The sequence below is a fragment of the Brevibacillus sp. HB1.3 genome, assembly GCF_013186635.1.
Classification (GTDB): Bacteria; Bacillota; Bacilli; order Brevibacillales; family Brevibacillaceae; genus Brevibacillus; species Brevibacillus brevis_D.
In genome coordinates this window covers 369,828-385,040 of the sequence record NZ_JABMIT010000006.1, presented here as the reverse complement: position 1 = coordinate 385,040, position 15,213 = coordinate 369,828, and the positions used below count along the sequence as shown (strand labels likewise).

Below are 15,213 nucleotides of genomic sequence, written 5' to 3'. Positions count from 1 at the left end.
TGGAGAGCTGTTTATGAAACTTTTTGACACATTACGCAGGTGGTTAGAGGTGTGTTTCCCAAAACGCACCCTTACACATAAGCCTCGAAGCCAATCAGGTATTTCGAGAGCAAGATCTCATTTCAAGGAGGTTTTATCCATGGGTTTTCGACTCAAAGTAGAAGGTTCTGAAACAATTGAGCTGGGCATGGACAACATTCAGACAGTAAAGTACGACACTGACACGCCAGACGATTCCAACGCGCGCTCCACAGATGTGGGTGCAACATTGAGACTGACTGGCAAAATCATCACTGCAACAGATGGTGACAGTGCGGATGACACCATGAAGCTGGCTCTCTGGTCTTTGGTACCAGCAGAAAAAGCGGATTGCTACCGCAAAGTAACACTGGAAGTAATCGCTGCTGATCAAGTGATCCGCAAAATCTACTTCCCGAACGCATTCGTAGTAGATTACAACGAGAGCTTCGGCGATACCGAGGGTGTAGGAACATTCAGCATCTTCATCAAGCAAAAGAAAGACAAAACCGAATTCACCAAAATCGAAGGCGGCTACGCTGTTTAGGTTTTGAGAGAAGTAAGGTAGGAAGAGCCGTACCTCGAAAGCCGTGTTCGAGGTACGGCTCTACAAAATAACGAAAATCATTGCCAGACAGAGGGTGCGCACATGAAAAATTATTACGAGATTCTGGGGCTAACCAAACAGGCTTCCACGAATGACATCAAAAAAGCATACCGTCAACTGGCAAAGCAGCATCATCCGGATGTCAATGCCGGGAGCATGGAGTCAGAGCGAATCTTTAAAGAAATTACCGAGGCCTATCAGACATTGCAGGACCCGGCCTTGCGCGAGGCGTACGATGCGCGTTACGAAGCTTTTCAGCAGAAGAAGCAACAGCAGACCAGTCATACCAGCAGCACAAAACAAGGACAAAGCAAACAGCAAGCGCAGTCTGCACCAAGTGTGAACTTCGAAGATTTGGGGAGCACCTTTGAACGATTTTTTGGTTTTCATCCGAAGACAGGTGAGGTTAACCCAAACACCATGAAATCCGAAAAGAAAAATCCACTGGATACGACAGATATGTTTGAACAGTTTTTTCGCATGAAGAAAAAATAAGAGGGAAAAATCGGGCTTGGATGAAAGCTCTTTCATGACATAGAGGTAGTAGCAACCTGCTCCTGTTTTTGGATGGATGTCCATACATACACCATTCGCCCAAAGCTCGGAGCATTTTTCTTAAAAGGAAGTTCAAAAATTCGTCTTTTGATCACGAAGTCATTCTCGAAGTTCATTCGGCATCGAAATTTACGTTCACCTTTGAAGTCCGGTGCTCATGTAGGTCCCCTACACTGCGCTCCTCCTTCTTCAGGTTCACGTAACTTTCTCGGTGCTGAAAAGACAAATTTTTGAACAAGAGCATTTTAGGTAGTTGATTGGGGGTTAAGACGTGGCGAAGAAAAAAGGGTACCAAAAGTCCATCAGAGTGAAGCTCATAGAGCTGTTGATTTCCATTCTTGTGATTAGTGCACTCATTTATGTCTTTGGTTATACGGACAGCAACGCTCTGAAAATTTTTACAGGAATCGCCTTCGGACTCTTTTTGTTCGGGGTCATTATCGTCAGATTCGGAAGCCCCGACGAACCGGAGCCAAAGAAAGAGGATGGCGTCACCAAACTGGTTCTATTAGATGAAGAGGGAGAGAGCGTGAAGGAGTGGTTGATCCAAGGGGAGACATCCCTTGTGATCGGCAAAAGCTCCGCGCAAAACGAGGTTGACATCGACTTGGCGGACGCGGAATACGCAGCCTTGATCAGCAAGCAGCATGCGGTTCTGAATCAAGCGTCCGGGGACTGGTTCATCGAGGATATTCATTCGAAAAACGGCACGGGCATCAAGCAGCCGAACAAACGCGACAAGAGCAAGCTAGAGATTGAACAGCCGCATAAAGTGAAGGCTGGCGACATCATTTACATAGCCAATACCCGCTTGTTGCTGAAATAACAACGGGGAAACATCGCTTTTACACATACATATCGTCCTTGCACGGAACGAAACGGGGGAGCAGAAGAATGAGTTTGACAAGATGCGCGAATGGTCACATGTTTAGCACCAGAAAACACGGAAGCACCTGCCCTTATTGCAGTATGGTCGTCGAGCCTGGGGCGAAACCGGACAACAAAGCACTGGCGAGAGTGGCGGACGACGATAAGACGATGCCATATCTGGGGGAAACAGAAGGGATCGAACCTGTTACCGGATGGCTGGTATGTATTGAGGGGCCGCAACAAGGTCAAGATTACCGCATTATGGCGGAAAAGAACTTCATTGGTCGCGCAGAGGATATGCATATCCGAATCGTCGGAGACAACGCGATCTCTCGCCGCAATCATGCGGTAATTGTCTACGATCCGAAAAAACGCAATTTTTACTTGCTCCCAGGTGATGCATCTGGGCTTGCCTATCATAACAATGAAGCGGTGTACACACCAGTTGAGCTTACTGCGTACGATGTGCTCCAGCTCGGAAAGAGTACCTTTATTTTCATCCCGCTGTGCGGTGTTCACTTCGAGTGGGACAACTCCAACAAAGGCAAGGAATGATGAGCATGTTTCAACAGGGCGCAATCCCGTATCTGGTCGTCCTTGCCGTTATCATTGCCATTACTCTTTTGTTTCGTCTGCGTGCAGCTTTGATCCGGCAAGAAATGAATCCCGTCATCCAGATCGGAAATGGACAGACGATCGGCAGACGAGAAGAACAGGATGATTACTTTTCGACAGCAACATCGTCTCATGGGACGATTGCGGTCTTAGCTGATGGAATCAGTGGACTGGCTAACGGCAGACTTGCTTCAACCCTTGCCGTGACTACATTTATCCGTGAATTTACTAAGCTGGACAACCCGAAGCATATCTCCCTCTTCTTTTCCCGGGCTGCTTTTCTTGCCAATTCGGAGATTTTGCAGGCCTTAAGAGGAAGTCGGGGTGGGACAACACTGGTCGCTGGCGTAATCGTTGAGGACAAGCTGTATTGGGGAGCGGTTGGAGACAGTATCATTACCGTTTTCCGGAATGGAGAATTCATTCCGATCAATCAAAAAGACATTTATGAGTCGGTGCTGGAGGCGCGTTTTCTGTCCGGTGAGATTACGAAGGACGAGGCGTTGGAGCATCCGCAGAAAAAACAGCTAATCAACTACTTGGGCTACGATAACTTTCAAAATATCGAAATTGGTCGTGAGCCGTTTCCGCTTGAAAAGGGAGACAAGGTCATTCTCTGTAGTGACGGCGTTTACGATACGTTAACCGAGATGGAGCTGGAGCAGATTTTGTTCCAAAATATCGCTGCCCATGACGCGGCTGACCAAATCATTGAAGCGGTGGAAAGCAAGCAAAAAGCCAATCAGGACAACGCAACCATTCTCATCCTGGAAAAAGGCTGGTAACGGGGGAGCGGGTAGTACGAATGAGAAAGGACAACAGTGAATTCATTACCGGGTTTCTATCCGAATCAGGCAGCTTCGTTCGCAACAAGGATTACTTTGCCTACGCACAGCTGGATGATATCGCGTGCTGGGTAATCGCCCGTGGATTGGATAACGATCAGGAAGTAGAGAGTGCAGAGTTGGCGGCCAAAAGCGTTCTGGGCTACTTTTTGCAGAAGCCGTCCATTTCGCGTTATCGCATTCGCCGCTATTTGCAGGAGGCCCATCGTGTCCTGCAAGCTGAGAGCCATCGTGTCAGACTAAAAGCGAGCCTGACCGTAATCGTAACGGACTATGCCAGAGTGAGGTACGGGGTTGCTGGTAACACCCGGATGTATCAGTTTCGCAATGGCCGACTGCAATGGCAGAGCAAGGATCAGAGTCTTGCCCAACAGATGGTGGATGGGGAGGAAATTGCAGAGGACGCGCTTGATCAGCACGAGGAGCGCCATAATCTCTTGAGCTATTTGGGGACACCCAATGAATTTCGTCCGTTTGTCTCCAAGAAGCTCCCGCTCTATGACGGTGATGTTTTTCTGCTTGCTACCCCTGGTCTGTGGGAAAAGGTGAATTCGGCCGAAATGCAGGACGGACTACAAGAGGCGAAAGATCCTGAAGCCTGGATCGATACACTGGAGGACGTGCTTTTGAGCAAGCAGGAGCATGTCGTTCAAAACTACACGGCAGCTGCTATTTTCGCGAACAAAATTTTCAAGACAGACCCGCAAAAAAAGTGGCGGATCATCAAAAGGGTGGCACTCATCCTTCTCGTGCTTGCCTTGGCTGGAGGCGGTGCTCTGCTGTTCAAGATGAAGGAAGCGGAGCGCATTGCGGATGCTGCGACAGGGATGTTCGAGCATGAAACAGCCGGAGACGCTTTCATCGCGGAGGGCGATTATCCGAAGGCACTCAAGGCGTACAGCGATGCCCGAAATGCTGCAAATATCGTGAAAAACAAAATTCAGGCTACTCTCTTGGCCAAAAAGATCCGCATCACACAGTTGATCGTGGATGGTGATACGGCTGTAAAGGATGAGCAGTATACCAAAGCATTGGATAAGTACGATAAGGCGCTCAAGGAAATGAAAGGGCGCGATGATTTTAACGAATCGGAGATTTTGGAGAAAAAAGAAAAGACGCAATCGTATGTGCTCGTCATGCAGTGGAAAAAGGAAGGCGATCTCTTGTTTGAGGGGCAGGATTACGCTGGTGCAGAAGCCTATTACCAAAAGGCGCGCAAGCTGGCGTTGGAAACTTCCTTTGTAACAGGAGAAAAGGAGCTGCGTACCAAGCTGGACGAGGTAGCTTCCAAAAAGACCGGTATCGATAAGGAAAAGAAGACGCTCGACGGCGACAAGCTGGAGAAGCAAGGCGACGAGAGCTATGCAGCGCAAGACTTCGAGGGAGCGATCCAATCGTATACGATGGCGCAGGAAATTTATCAGGAGATTGGTGTGCTGGAGAAGGTTTTGGCGATGGAACGCAAGGTGACAAAGGCAGAGGAGAAGCTGAATCCTCCTGCTGCTCCGCCTTCGGCAGGTGCGCCAGCAGGTCAGCCTCCGGTGCAAGGGGCGGGTGCTGTGAGTCAACCTCCGGCAGTTCAGGTGAATCAAGGGGCACCAGTTAATCAGACAGCTCCTGCAAATCAGACAGCTCCTGCAAACCAGGCCGCACCGGTAAATCAAACAGCTCCGGTGAATCAGACGGCACCGACGAACCAAACAGCTCCAATCAATCAGGCAGTCCCAGTCAATCCGGTGGCACCAACGTACCAGCTAGTTCCGGTGCCCCCAGTAGTGCCGACCAATCAAGCAGCTCCGCCAGCCGCGACAGCTCCGGCGACTCAGCCAGTTCAGCCACCGCAAGCTAATCCACCAGCTACAGCCAACCCGACACAGGAGGAGGCAGCCAAAACGCCATGAAAGAGATTGTACTGGATCGTTTAAACAAAATGGAGGAGCTGGAGCAGCGCAGATTGCTCAAGCAGATCATGAACGGTGTCTTCCTCAATCTGGTCGAGTATCAGGAGGAGATGCAGAAGAAGCTGGAGGAGCGTGTTTTTTCCGAGATCGAGGACAAGGAAGATAAGCATGACATCTACGTGACTCTCTGCCACCGCGATGACTTTGACCCAATCCATGAGTATTTATACCCGATGATTCCTGGCGATGAGGAAAAGAAGGTATGTGATCGCAAAGAGTTGGCGGTCAAGCTCAGCAACCAGGAAGAAGCGGTCATGATGACGATCTTTTTGGAGTGTGAGTACGACAAGGTTCAGGAGCTGATGATGAGCAAGCGAACCTTCAAGGGTCGTCTGAACACGGCAGGCAATCACTATCCAATCGAGGTGCGTCTCCAACAAAGTCGCGTGTATATGGATGAGCTGGAAAAGCTGTACAACATGTTTCAAAAGAACGGGATGCCGTGGAAAACGGTGAATCATCCTTACGCGAGCAAGTTTTTCGATGTCATTCTGGTTGCCTGTGAGGGCACGTTTACAGAAGACGAAGAGATACTGGAAATGTCGATTACCCTCGATGAGTGGGAGCCTTACAAAAAGCTGGATGTCATCCCGTTGTGGAACATCGAGCGCTTAGCACTAAAAAACATCGGCTTTCCCGTACCTGCCATTGACCGGGTGAACTTCGAGCATGTCCTGTCGTTACGTAAGACGGGTAGCGAGCACGGGTATTTGGTGGATGGAGATGAAGAGCTGATTCGCTATATCAAGCGGTCACCGGAAGAGCTGACGATCGTCTCGCCTCAAGAGAAGTCGGGTGTTTGGAATGTATGCAAAATTACGCAGCCTGTCACGACCCGCATCGGAAGGCTGGATTACGAATTGGTGTCCAATCGTCGCAAAAACAGCTTCATTGGGAGCTATGCGCGGAAGCAGGCGATGACCGTACGGGCCAAAGGAGAGATTATCCGGATCGTCCATTCCTTTGAAGCCGCTGAACAGCTGGAGCTAGTGAATGTCGAAATTCGGGATAAAAACAATCGGCCTCCCGCCACATACGGTTTGAATCCGTTCATTAGCGATAATGTCCGCGTAGAAAATGACAAGAAGATCATGGCTCTCGGCTTTCGGAGACGCGGGGCGAACAGCTTTATTCTCCAAGACATGATGAGCTTCCTCGTTTCTGAGGTGCAGATGTATTTTCCGGAATACAAGTGTGAAGGAGAATGGGCTTGAATTACATCTGGGATTTGGTTATTCGTGCAAAACGCGCCGGGATCGCCAATAAAGACATCCAGTTCAAAGCGGCCAAAGTGTATTCGCCCTACATGGAGCTGAGTCATGAGGCAATCAACGCCAAAGCGGTGGAAAAAACGGTAGAGGTGAATCCGTACTATCGCTTCGACGATATTTTTCGTGACCTTTTTGACGCCAATTACTCCGACGATGCAGAGCTTCGGCATACCTTGTTTGATATCATCATCCATCTGCTGGCCGAGATCGATCTGTCGCAAGGGATGAACAAGCGTGAATACCACATCCGCTTTGTATTGCGCGACTTGGAAGCGGGGCTGTTCGGCAGTCGGGTACAGGAAAACATTCGACTTTTTACCAAAGAGGAGCGAGAGATTATCGCGGGCAATATTTTGCGCTTGTATGAGACCGGTGAAGCGGTGTACCTGCTTAAGGATACGATGCGAAAAATATTCTCTCACTCTACCATTTACGCCAATTGCGAAGAAAAAGATGAGCTGCTGATTTACGTCGGGCAGTCGGAGAGTGAAACCGCACAGGCCAAGCTCGCTTTAATCAAGGATATTTTTCTACCGGTTCGGTTCCATACAGAGATTTATTGGCGAAACCATTTCGGTATTTTGGATGTCGAGGAAACGATGCAAATCGACAGTGTTGCACTGTACTAGAGGTTTTTGACCGATTGACCCCAACAAAAGGTCGGGAGAGAGGAGAGTTGGGATGTCTACCTATTCATATAAGCTTCATCTCCAAAAGGGCAGCAGCGGGGATGGAAATCAACGCAATCATCGAGGCGAAGCGACCTATACACGGGACGAGCTGATGGAGATGACGACCTTTCAGCTCCGCAATATTTGTTACAAGGAGAAGCTGGTCGGCTCTGTTGTGAACAATCTCGATCGGGAGGGACTGCTGCATACGATTCTGCGTTTCCGCGGCGCAGAAGAAAACCTCCTGATTGAAAGTGCTGTTCCAGGTGGTGTTGAACGCCTCGAAGCCGTACTCCACAAATATTTAAACACACCGATGCCAGGTGTAGATGTGATCAAAATTCCAGCGAAGATGTGCTTGTACATGGGTCTTGCCATTGGCAGGCTGGACAACTATCACGTCGAGTCCTCCAAAGGCTTGTCCGAATCCAATGTGCTTTTGGTGAATGACCATATGGAGCTATGCGGTATTCTGCATCTGCGCAAGGACAAAGAAGATAGGAGAACCGGGCATTTTACGCTGCACGCTTGCCAAGATGCTCAACTGAGAAAAACGGTCAATCAAAACTACAGCCTGCTCTTTTTTCGCAAGCAGGATTCGGAGTATTTGTACAAGGCGTATCATCAGGACCATCCGTTGCCGCCTGTCAATCTCCACTACTACAAAGTACCTGTGACTGACCTCGAGATCAGGGAATTGGAAGAAACAGACGCCGTTCTCGCGATTGATTTTGGTACCTCCTCGACGACAGCGGGAGCTTTTCTCGACCATCAATATGTCAGCTCCCCTTCCAGCAACGACTTGTTGAATGGACGTATACGCTTGAATGCGATCAATTACGTCTCCTTCCCCGATACGACGCAAAAAAACGAGGAATGGATCGAGGTGCTGCCGACGGCTGTCAGCGTGGCGGATTGCTCTTCCCCGCATGACGTTCGCTTTCACATCGGCTATGAAGCACTTCGGCACATGAAAAAGAACGGATACAGCACGAACGCGACCGTGTTTCAAGGTATCAAGCGCTGGGTGAATAGCTATCACAAGATCGAAGAGGTCATGGACAGCCAAGGAAATACCGCGACTGTGAAACGAAGCGACATCCTGCGCCAATACCTTCTTCACGTCATTCAAATGGCCGAGCATCAATTCAAATGCCGCTTTCGTCATCTGCATATCACAAGTCCGGTCAAGCTGAAAACGCAGTTTCTTGAGATGTTCACCGAGATTTTGCCTGAGTATCGGATTGAATCAGAGCACGCTCTCGATGAAGGAATGGCCGTCCTGTTTAACACGATTGCCGATCAAATTGACAAAAACAGCTTTCTGGATGGGGAGACCTATCAAGCGCTTGTCATCGATTGCGGCGGAGGCACGACGGATCTGTCATCTTGTCATTTCCGGATTGAGGACGGACATATCTCTTATCGCATCGATATCGATACGACCTATGAAAACGGCGACACCAATTTTGGCGGCAACAACATTACGTATCGCATCATGCAATTTATGAAAATCGTCTTCGCGGACTATTACGGAAAAGGGCGGCAAGTGACCGACATCGACCAGATCATCGACATCCCTGGATCGGAAATATTCCGGTACGTGGATGAATACGGCGTCGACTCCATCTATGAACGCTTCGAGGCGAGATATCGGGAAGCCGAGGCGATTTTGCCGACTCGCTACAAGAAGTACGAGAACAAGAGCCGGGACGAGTATCAGCGTGTCCGCAATAATTTTCACTTTTTGTGGGACCTCGCTGACCATATGAAAAAAGAGTTTTTCCGTCAGACCGGCATTTTGCGCAATCGCTTCACATCCGATACAGAAAATCGTCAAGAGCCCGATCTAAAGCTGACGGCAGTCGAGCGATGGGTGCTGTCGATACGGGAGGATGGTCGCTTCCGGGACGTGTTTGATTTTCCTGATGTCGTTTTCAACGCCAAAGAGATCAATCACCTGATCAAGGCCGATATTTACGAGATTTTGCGCGTCTTCTTGGACGATTTTTACCAACAGGGAAGGCTGGCTGACTTCTCGATCATCAAGCTGACTGGGCAGTCGTGCCGGATTGATGTTTTCCGTGAAGCGCTCAAAGAGTTTGTCCCTGGACGCAGCATCGAGTTCCGGCAAAAGTCGGAGGATGCGGGCAAGGTGCCAGACCTGAAGCTGTCTTGCTTGCGTGGAGCGCTGCGCTATCAAAGTGCCAAAAAGGCAGGCTTCATTGAAGCGCAAATTACGAATCATGCGCCGATCGTCCCGTATTCCGTGACCGCCTTCACGCATAACAAGCAAGAGAGAGTACTCATTCACAGTCAGGAAAAGCTGAGTCTCGTGCATGGCTCTATCTCGCGTCCCTACGGCGTGAGCGAGGTTGAGTTTTATCTCAAGGAAAATGACGGCCAGCTACGTCAGCGGTACTTGTACATAGATGAACCCGCTCAATACAAAACCGTATTGTATGAGGACATCGCGAGTAAGTACGGTACGCATATCCCGCAGGATGAGACTGACTCGATTCAAAATGGGGAGTCGAAATACTTCGTTTTTGCGAGCGGCAGTGAGTGGGGATTCCATGTCGTGCCAGTAGCTCGCCTGAATGAACAGCTTGCTTTGGGGAAAAAGGTTTTCTTTGCTTTTGAGAGTGACTTGTCCGAGCTGGATTTCTTTGACGGGATGAAATGAGAAAATAACCAGGCAGCTTAAATGAACAGGAAGGGGGAACAGCGGTGTTTTCCCATCTCTATCCCAATTTTCATAAAGGGCGAATTCTCAAGCGGGAGATGCTTGAGAATCTACGTGATTACCCGCGACATTTTGTCGGTTTATACTTTCAAGATTATACAGACGGCATTATTTCCGGGATGGATGTAACGATTGGCGAAGGGCACCTCACTGTCGGTAGAGGGATCGTCAAGCATCAAGGACGGATTTACTTGTTTGAACACGAAGAGCGCATCCCTTATGAGGCCACAGGTATGGAGACCGTGCTCAAGATTCGCTTTCAGGAGGAGACTTCGCTGACCGACTATTACGTTTACGAGACGTCGTATGTTCTCGATACGGAGTTAGAGTCACACCCTGATGAAAGGGAGTTGGGGCGCTTCAAGCTCAAGCAAGGGGCAAGGCTTCGCGGTGATTATCAGGATTTAGCCGATATGGCGACCGAATTCAACACGTGGAATATCGTTCATGTCGAACATGCCGGGAGAAACGAGCCAACGCTTGCTCCCTACATCCTGCGGTATTTTGCGAATGAAATGCTAAAAACGGTCACCAATCACCCGTATGATCTCGCCTTTGCCATGCAGTGCTTGAATGCGGACAGAGTAGAGCGGGGGCTCGTTCTTCATTATATAGGCAACAGAATGGGGACGGGTTACCGCGAGTACACGAACCTGCAGATTCTCAAATACCTCGCACGCATCTTGGATGACGCCAAGAGCGGCGGAAGATCCTCAAAAACAGAGTGGAAAACAGGCGGGCGTCAGCGGGTTATTGTTGATTAACGAGAGGATGGTGAATGGAAATGGCGCGCATGGATGAAAGCATTATCGGCATGTTGAATGAGCTTTCCGGTGAGGATGCACAGCCAGCAGCAATACGTTTTGGTCCCAAGGGCAAAAACCGACTGGATGTGGTGAACAAATCATTGATTACAGTCGGTGAAGAGAGAATTCCCATGGAGGACAAACGCGTCCTCGACGATCTCGTACAGATTCGGCTCCCGAAGACATTTTCCATCATGAGTCCAGAAGTAGCAGTTCTCAAGTATCCATCGGAACGTAGGCCTTCCCTGATTTTTACGAACGAAACAGCGTCAATTAACCTGGCTTTTACCTATACCGAGAGCAAGCTGGCGGATTCTCCTGCGCAGCTAAAAGCCTTCATGGATGTCATGAAGCAGGTTTTGCGGAGAACACAGCCGCTCGCTCGTTGGCAGGAGGAAGGAATACGTGAGATTGCCGGCACAAGCGTCGGATTTTTTGAATTTGTTGCACCAGCATTGGATACAGACATTTACAACCTGATCAGCTTTGTCTCCCTACAGGGACGCGCTCTTCTCTGCACGTTCAATTGCACGGAGCAGGAGCTGTCAGATTGGAAGCCAGTAGGCTGGGGAATCATGGATTCCTTGTCGCTCGTATCCACCAATTCGGATGAAAATGGGAAGGGAGAAGGGAAAATATGAGTCTTCCTGTCATTGCCTACAACAATTTGCAAATCTCTCCTTATCAATTGACGCATCTGGTAGAACTGACGATTACGAAAAAGATTAATGAGCACGCTCGCCTGACATTTACGGGGATCGTACCAGAAGAATTGAAGGACAGCTATGTAGAAATGACAGAAGCACAGACCCCGATCGAAATCAGTCAGGTGGATAACGACGGCAACGCCACGCCGCTTTTTGCGGGAATCGTTCTGGAGATAGGCATCAAGGCTGTACGAGACGTCTATTATTTGTACGTTGAAGCTGTCTCGCCTACGTACAATCTCGACGTGAAGCGCAAGAGCCGTTCGTTTCAAAACAAGGCCATGACCTACGGTTCCCTTTTGAAAACAATCGCAGGAGAATACCCAGGCATGGACATTATGGACATGGCCTCCAATGGCGGGAAGCTGGGCTCCTTTACCATGCAGTATCAGGAGACGGATTGGCAATTTCTCAAGCGGCTGGCTTCGCGTTTTCAGACGGGACTAATGCCAGCATCCGTTTTTGAAAAGCCGAAGTTCAGCTTCGGTGTGCCAGAGGGTGCATCAAAAGGTAAGCTGGACGATTTTCACTATCGGGTGCGTAAAAATTTGAATGAATTCCGCCATTCCTCGGAAAACGGGGTCAAGGGCGTGGATGAAAATGACTACATCTTTTACGAGGTAGAGACAGATCGCGTGCTCGATTTGGGCAACGGTGTGGATTTTAAAGGGAAGAGCCTGTATGTGTATGAGGCCCATACCGAGATGAAGAAAGGCTTGCTCAAGCACAAGTATTTGCTCGCGTCCAAAAAAGGAATGAGCCAAAAGCCGCTCCACAATTCGCTCATCGTAGGGGCATCGGTGCAGGGGAAAGTCATTGAGGTCTCAAAAGACAACGTCAAAATCCACCTCGATATCGATAAGAGCCAGAGCAAGAGCGAGGCGCACTGGTTCCCGTATTCCTCGGTTTATACAGCTGAAGGAAACAGCGGTTGGTATTGCATGCCGGAGCTCGATGACTACGTCCGCGTCTATTTTCCGAGCAACAAGGAAAGTGACGGGATTGCCATCAGCTCTGTCCGGAAAAATTCAGACGAGGGCGAAACGAACAAGCTCGGGAATCCCGATATTAAATACTTCCGCACAGCCAACGGAAAAGAACTGATGTTCAGCCCGTCGGAGGTATTGCTTAGCGCAAAGGACGGGGAAATCCTCATTCGAATGACCGACGCGGACGGCATCCAGATTTTTAGCAAAAAAAATATCAAGGTTGTCTCCGAAAAGGACATTTTGATGGACTCTGCCACGAAGGTAGTTATCTCGGCGAAAGAGGAGATCAGTCTCACTTGCAAAGAGAGCAACATCAAGATGGACGGAAATACAAGCATCGTCGGGCAGGAGCTCAAAACCAATTGACACACATGGTTGCCACGCGGGTAACCGTGTGTTTGGTGTATGCAAAAACGGTGAGAAGAAGGGGGGATTGGCATGGAGAGAGAGGAAGCCTTGCAGCATTTCAAGGAGCACGAGGTGCCGAAGAGAACCATTGCCAGCCTGCATGCCTTGGATGCTTACTATCAGGTGAATAAAGAGAGGCTCGCAAAAGAATTTCTCCGTTCATTTGAAGAGATTTGCCGACGAGTCGTTGACATGCAGGAGCAAGGGACAAAGGGCAAACTGGCGCACTTGACCTATTCTATGCTGCGGACGGAGCTTCTGGAGGGAAGCAGTCAGTATTTGTTGGAGGCTACGGACAGCAGTTGGTTTTTCGATCCGGTAGAGTGTCAAACCAGCTATGATGCGAGCTGGGCTTTCCGCTTTTTGGATCGGCTCTCAGACGAATGGAACGAGGCTGCCAGAGCGTATGCCGGACACGTAAGACTTCCCGATATCGAACGGATCAAGCTCGTGGAGGCAGAGAAGTTTCATCAATATGTCGTTCACCTGATCCGTTATGCCATGGTGCAGGCTGTTCAGCTGGAGGTTTTTCAACAGGTGGACAAGGAGCCGGAGCTGGAGGTGCGTGTCGGAGAGTATCTGGATCAAAGCGAAATCGTGTATTGTCTGGACACTCGCCACAAAGATTCCGGGATGATCCGTGCCTGGCTGGAAGAAAAGCAAGAGCTGGAATACGGCTACAAGGTTTTGGCTGGTCTCGATCTGGGGCAAGGGCAATTCGATGGTCTTGATCTCCGTTATTCGGATCTCTCTGACAGTCAGCTAACGAAAGCGACCCTTCGCGAAAGTGTTTTGGTCGGAACGAGATGGCATCGTGCCCAGCTAAAAGCGGTTGACTTCGGAGACAGTCTCCTTCATGGAGCGGATTTTACCGGAGCGAATCTGCTAGGCGCGAGCTTTCGTGAAGCATCCGGGCCAAGGGGTTTGTTGGAACCAGATGCGTGGGAGACGCCCGGCTTTGATGGCGTCTTGTTCGTCGGGGCTGACTTGACTGGGACTGATTTTACTGGAGCCGATCTGCGCGGCGCAGACTTTACAGATGCGATTTTGACCGGAGCGAATTTTAGCGGCGCGCTTTTGGAGAGAGCCGTATTCTCGGAGGAGGCCAGAGATTCTATTCTGTTGGATGAGCTTCAGGAGCGACATGTCATTTGGCGAGAGGGGAGTCAGGCATGAATTATTTCATCTTGTCACAGGACGAGCGAATCGCGAGTGCAGTGGAGCCAACGGGCGTTTTTGACGTCATCCGGCAGGAGTGGCTCACCACAGAATATCAGGACGAGTTGGACGAGGTCGTCAGCCAGTTCGACATCAAGCAAAAGAAGGAAAACGACTATCTGGATTTTCTCGACAGACCGATCCCGCTCTATTCCAACCGCTTAAAAACAATCATCCATAAGTTCGCGCCAAAGCTGTTCGTCAAATCTGTCGTGCTGGTAGACAGGGAGCGGATCAAGCAGGATTTGTACTGGCTGATGATCCTGCCGCGCGTGAACTGCCTGTCCGAGAAAAGCGAGTTTCACAGGGACGGCTCACTCAAAAGGTTGGTTCTCGATCCAGAAAAGATTGGACGCCATACGATCTTTCAAATCGAAGGGATTCGCGAACCGTATATCCTCATCGATTTGCGGCTGGCGGAAGCTTTGCTGCGCAGGGACTTTTTCGGTATCCGCTTGAAAAAAGTAGAGCAAGCAGGGAGGAGAATGAGTCATGCCCATGATTGAAGATGTCGATGTTGTGCCGTCTTCCGCTCCGAAGAAAAGCTACGTCGTGGCAGGAGCAATTCTCACGTGCGACTACGGGAGCCAGAAGAACAAGCTGAAAACGCCGTTTAGTCATGGCGTGTACATTCGCAATCAGGCACAGATGAACGTGAATGACTATATGCCGCAAGTGAACATCATGCCGTTCGGCAAATGCAAATGCGAGAAAAATCCAACTGTTGCAGCTGCAACTGCTGCCAACAACGGCGTACTCAAGCCGATGCCATGCGTTCCAGTAGTCACCATGCCCTGGATCGATGGCAAGGCAGATGTACTCGTGGAAAATCATCCCGCCCTGTTAAACACCAGCACGAACATGTGCATTTATGGAGGCTGCATTCGCATCGAAGACGACGGACAGGAGCAATAGTGAGGGGGATT

The 15,213-nt window shown here is 49.6% G+C and carries 15 protein-coding genes; all 15 read left to right on the top strand.

Features of this window, described 5'->3' with window-relative positions:
* Window positions 1-139: 139 nt before the first annotated feature.
* The 15 genes from HPY31_RS16955 to HPY31_RS16885 all read left to right on the top strand — a co-directional run bounded on the left by HPY31_RS16955 (window position 140) and on the right by HPY31_RS16885 (window position 15,202).
* Window positions 140-565 carry a hypothetical protein gene (locus tag HPY31_RS16955; RefSeq protein ID WP_015892720.1) on the top strand — a complete coding sequence of 142 codons (426 nt, stop codon included), beginning with the start codon at window positions 140-142 and terminating at the stop codon, window positions 563-565.
* Window positions 566-667: 102 nt separating this feature from the next.
* Window positions 668-1,120, top strand: coding sequence for a J domain-containing protein (locus tag HPY31_RS16950; protein ID WP_172141650.1), 453 nt, complete (start codon window positions 668-670; stop codon window positions 1,118-1,120).
* A 331-nt stretch (window positions 1,121-1,451) separates the two neighbouring features.
* Window positions 1,452-2,006 carry an FHA domain-containing protein gene (locus HPY31_RS16945; protein ID WP_172141649.1) on the top strand — a complete coding sequence of 185 codons (555 nt, stop codon included), beginning with the start codon at window positions 1,452-1,454 and terminating at the stop codon, window positions 2,004-2,006.
* A 68-nt stretch (window positions 2,007-2,074) separates the two neighbouring features.
* The gene (locus HPY31_RS16940; RefSeq protein WP_015892717.1) at window positions 2,075-2,605 is read left to right on the top strand and encodes an FHA domain-containing protein; all 531 of its coding nucleotides are present in this window, start codon (window positions 2,075-2,077) and stop codon (window positions 2,603-2,605) included.
* Window positions 2,606-2,610: 5 nt separating this feature from the next.
* Entirely contained in the window at window positions 2,611-3,450 is an 840-nt protein-coding gene (locus HPY31_RS16935; RefSeq protein WP_016743187.1) for a PP2C family protein-serine/threonine phosphatase, read from the top strand.
* A gap of 20 nt (window positions 3,451-3,470) precedes the next feature.
* A complete protein-coding gene (locus HPY31_RS16930) occupies window positions 3,471-5,411 on the top strand; it encodes a PP2C family protein-serine/threonine phosphatase (protein ID WP_172141648.1) in 1,941 nt (646 codons plus the stop codon).
* Window positions 5,408-6,685, top strand: a complete 1,278-nt coding sequence (locus tag HPY31_RS16925) for a hypothetical protein (RefSeq protein WP_016743186.1) — start codon at window positions 5,408-5,410, stop codon at window positions 6,683-6,685. Before HPY31_RS16930 ends, HPY31_RS16925 begins: the two co-directional genes overlap by 4 nt.
* Window positions 6,676-7,371 (top strand): hypothetical protein, encoded by a 696-nt coding sequence (locus tag HPY31_RS16920; protein WP_015892713.1) that lies wholly within the window; start codon window positions 6,676-6,678, stop codon window positions 7,369-7,371. Before HPY31_RS16925 ends, HPY31_RS16920 begins: the two co-directional genes overlap by 10 nt.
* Window positions 7,372-7,423: 52 nt before the next feature.
* Window positions 7,424-10,099, top strand: coding sequence for an acetate and sugar kinases/Hsc70/actin family protein (locus tag HPY31_RS16915; protein WP_172141647.1), 2,676 nt, complete (start codon window positions 7,424-7,426; stop codon window positions 10,097-10,099).
* Between the two features lie 44 nt (window positions 10,100-10,143).
* Entirely contained in the window at window positions 10,144-10,923 is a 780-nt protein-coding gene (locus tag HPY31_RS16910; protein WP_172141646.1) for a DNA and RNA helicase, read from the top strand.
* 14 nt (window positions 10,924-10,937) lie between these two features.
* The gene (locus tag HPY31_RS16905; protein WP_172141645.1) at window positions 10,938-11,606 is read left to right on the top strand and encodes a hypothetical protein; all 669 of its coding nucleotides are present in this window, start codon (window positions 10,938-10,940) and stop codon (window positions 11,604-11,606) included.
* Window positions 11,603-13,027, top strand: a complete 1,425-nt coding sequence (locus tag HPY31_RS16900) for a contractile injection system protein, VgrG/Pvc8 family (RefSeq protein WP_172141644.1) — start codon at window positions 11,603-11,605, stop codon at window positions 13,025-13,027. Before HPY31_RS16905 ends, HPY31_RS16900 begins: the two co-directional genes overlap by 4 nt.
* Before the next feature lie 72 nt (window positions 13,028-13,099).
* Window positions 13,100-14,245, top strand: coding sequence for a pentapeptide repeat-containing protein (locus HPY31_RS16895; protein ID WP_172141643.1), 1,146 nt, complete (start codon window positions 13,100-13,102; stop codon window positions 14,243-14,245).
* The gene (locus tag HPY31_RS16890; protein ID WP_172141642.1) at window positions 14,242-14,793 is read left to right on the top strand and encodes an imm11 family protein; all 552 of its coding nucleotides are present in this window, start codon (window positions 14,242-14,244) and stop codon (window positions 14,791-14,793) included. The genes HPY31_RS16895 and HPY31_RS16890 overlap by 4 nt, the downstream gene beginning before the upstream one ends.
* Window positions 14,780-15,202: a DUF4280 domain-containing protein gene (locus HPY31_RS16885; protein ID WP_048034243.1), complete on the top strand. Its 423-nt coding sequence runs from the start codon at window positions 14,780-14,782 to the stop codon at window positions 15,200-15,202. The genes HPY31_RS16890 and HPY31_RS16885 overlap by 14 nt, the downstream gene beginning before the upstream one ends.
* Window positions 15,203-15,213: the final 11 nt, after the last annotated feature.

Excerpts from the sequence above, each read along its gene's own strand:
- HPY31_RS16955 (WP_015892720.1), top strand. The coding sequence starts at position 140 with ATGGGTTTTCGACTCAAAGTAGAAGGTTCTGAAACAATTGAGCTGGGC.
- HPY31_RS16950 (WP_172141650.1), top strand. The coding sequence starts at position 668 with ATGAAAAATTATTACGAGATTCTGGGGCTAACCAAACAGGCTTCCACG.
- HPY31_RS16940 (WP_015892717.1), top strand. The coding sequence starts at position 2,075 with ATGAGTTTGACAAGATGCGCGAATGGTCACATGTTTAGCACCAGAAAA.
- HPY31_RS16935 (WP_016743187.1), top strand. The coding sequence starts at position 2,611 with ATGTTTCAACAGGGCGCAATCCCGTATCTGGTCGTCCTTGCCGTTATC.
- HPY31_RS16930 (WP_172141648.1), top strand. The coding sequence starts at position 3,471 with ATGAGAAAGGACAACAGTGAATTCATTACCGGGTTTCTATCCGAATCA.
- HPY31_RS16925 (WP_016743186.1), top strand. The coding sequence starts at position 5,408 with ATGAAAGAGATTGTACTGGATCGTTTAAACAAAATGGAGGAGCTGGAG.
- HPY31_RS16920 (WP_015892713.1), top strand. The coding sequence starts at position 6,676 with ATGGGCTTGAATTACATCTGGGATTTGGTTATTCGTGCAAAACGCGCC.
- HPY31_RS16915 (WP_172141647.1), top strand. The coding sequence starts at position 7,424 with ATGTCTACCTATTCATATAAGCTTCATCTCCAAAAGGGCAGCAGCGGG.
- HPY31_RS16905 (WP_172141645.1), top strand. The coding sequence starts at position 10,938 with ATGGAAATGGCGCGCATGGATGAAAGCATTATCGGCATGTTGAATGAG.
- HPY31_RS16900 (WP_172141644.1), top strand. The coding sequence starts at position 11,603 with ATGAGTCTTCCTGTCATTGCCTACAACAATTTGCAAATCTCTCCTTAT.
- HPY31_RS16895 (WP_172141643.1), top strand. The coding sequence starts at position 13,100 with ATGGAGAGAGAGGAAGCCTTGCAGCATTTCAAGGAGCACGAGGTGCCG.
- HPY31_RS16890 (WP_172141642.1), top strand. The coding sequence starts at position 14,242 with ATGAATTATTTCATCTTGTCACAGGACGAGCGAATCGCGAGTGCAGTG.
- HPY31_RS16885 (WP_048034243.1), top strand. The coding sequence starts at position 14,780 with ATGCCCATGATTGAAGATGTCGATGTTGTGCCGTCTTCCGCTCCGAAG.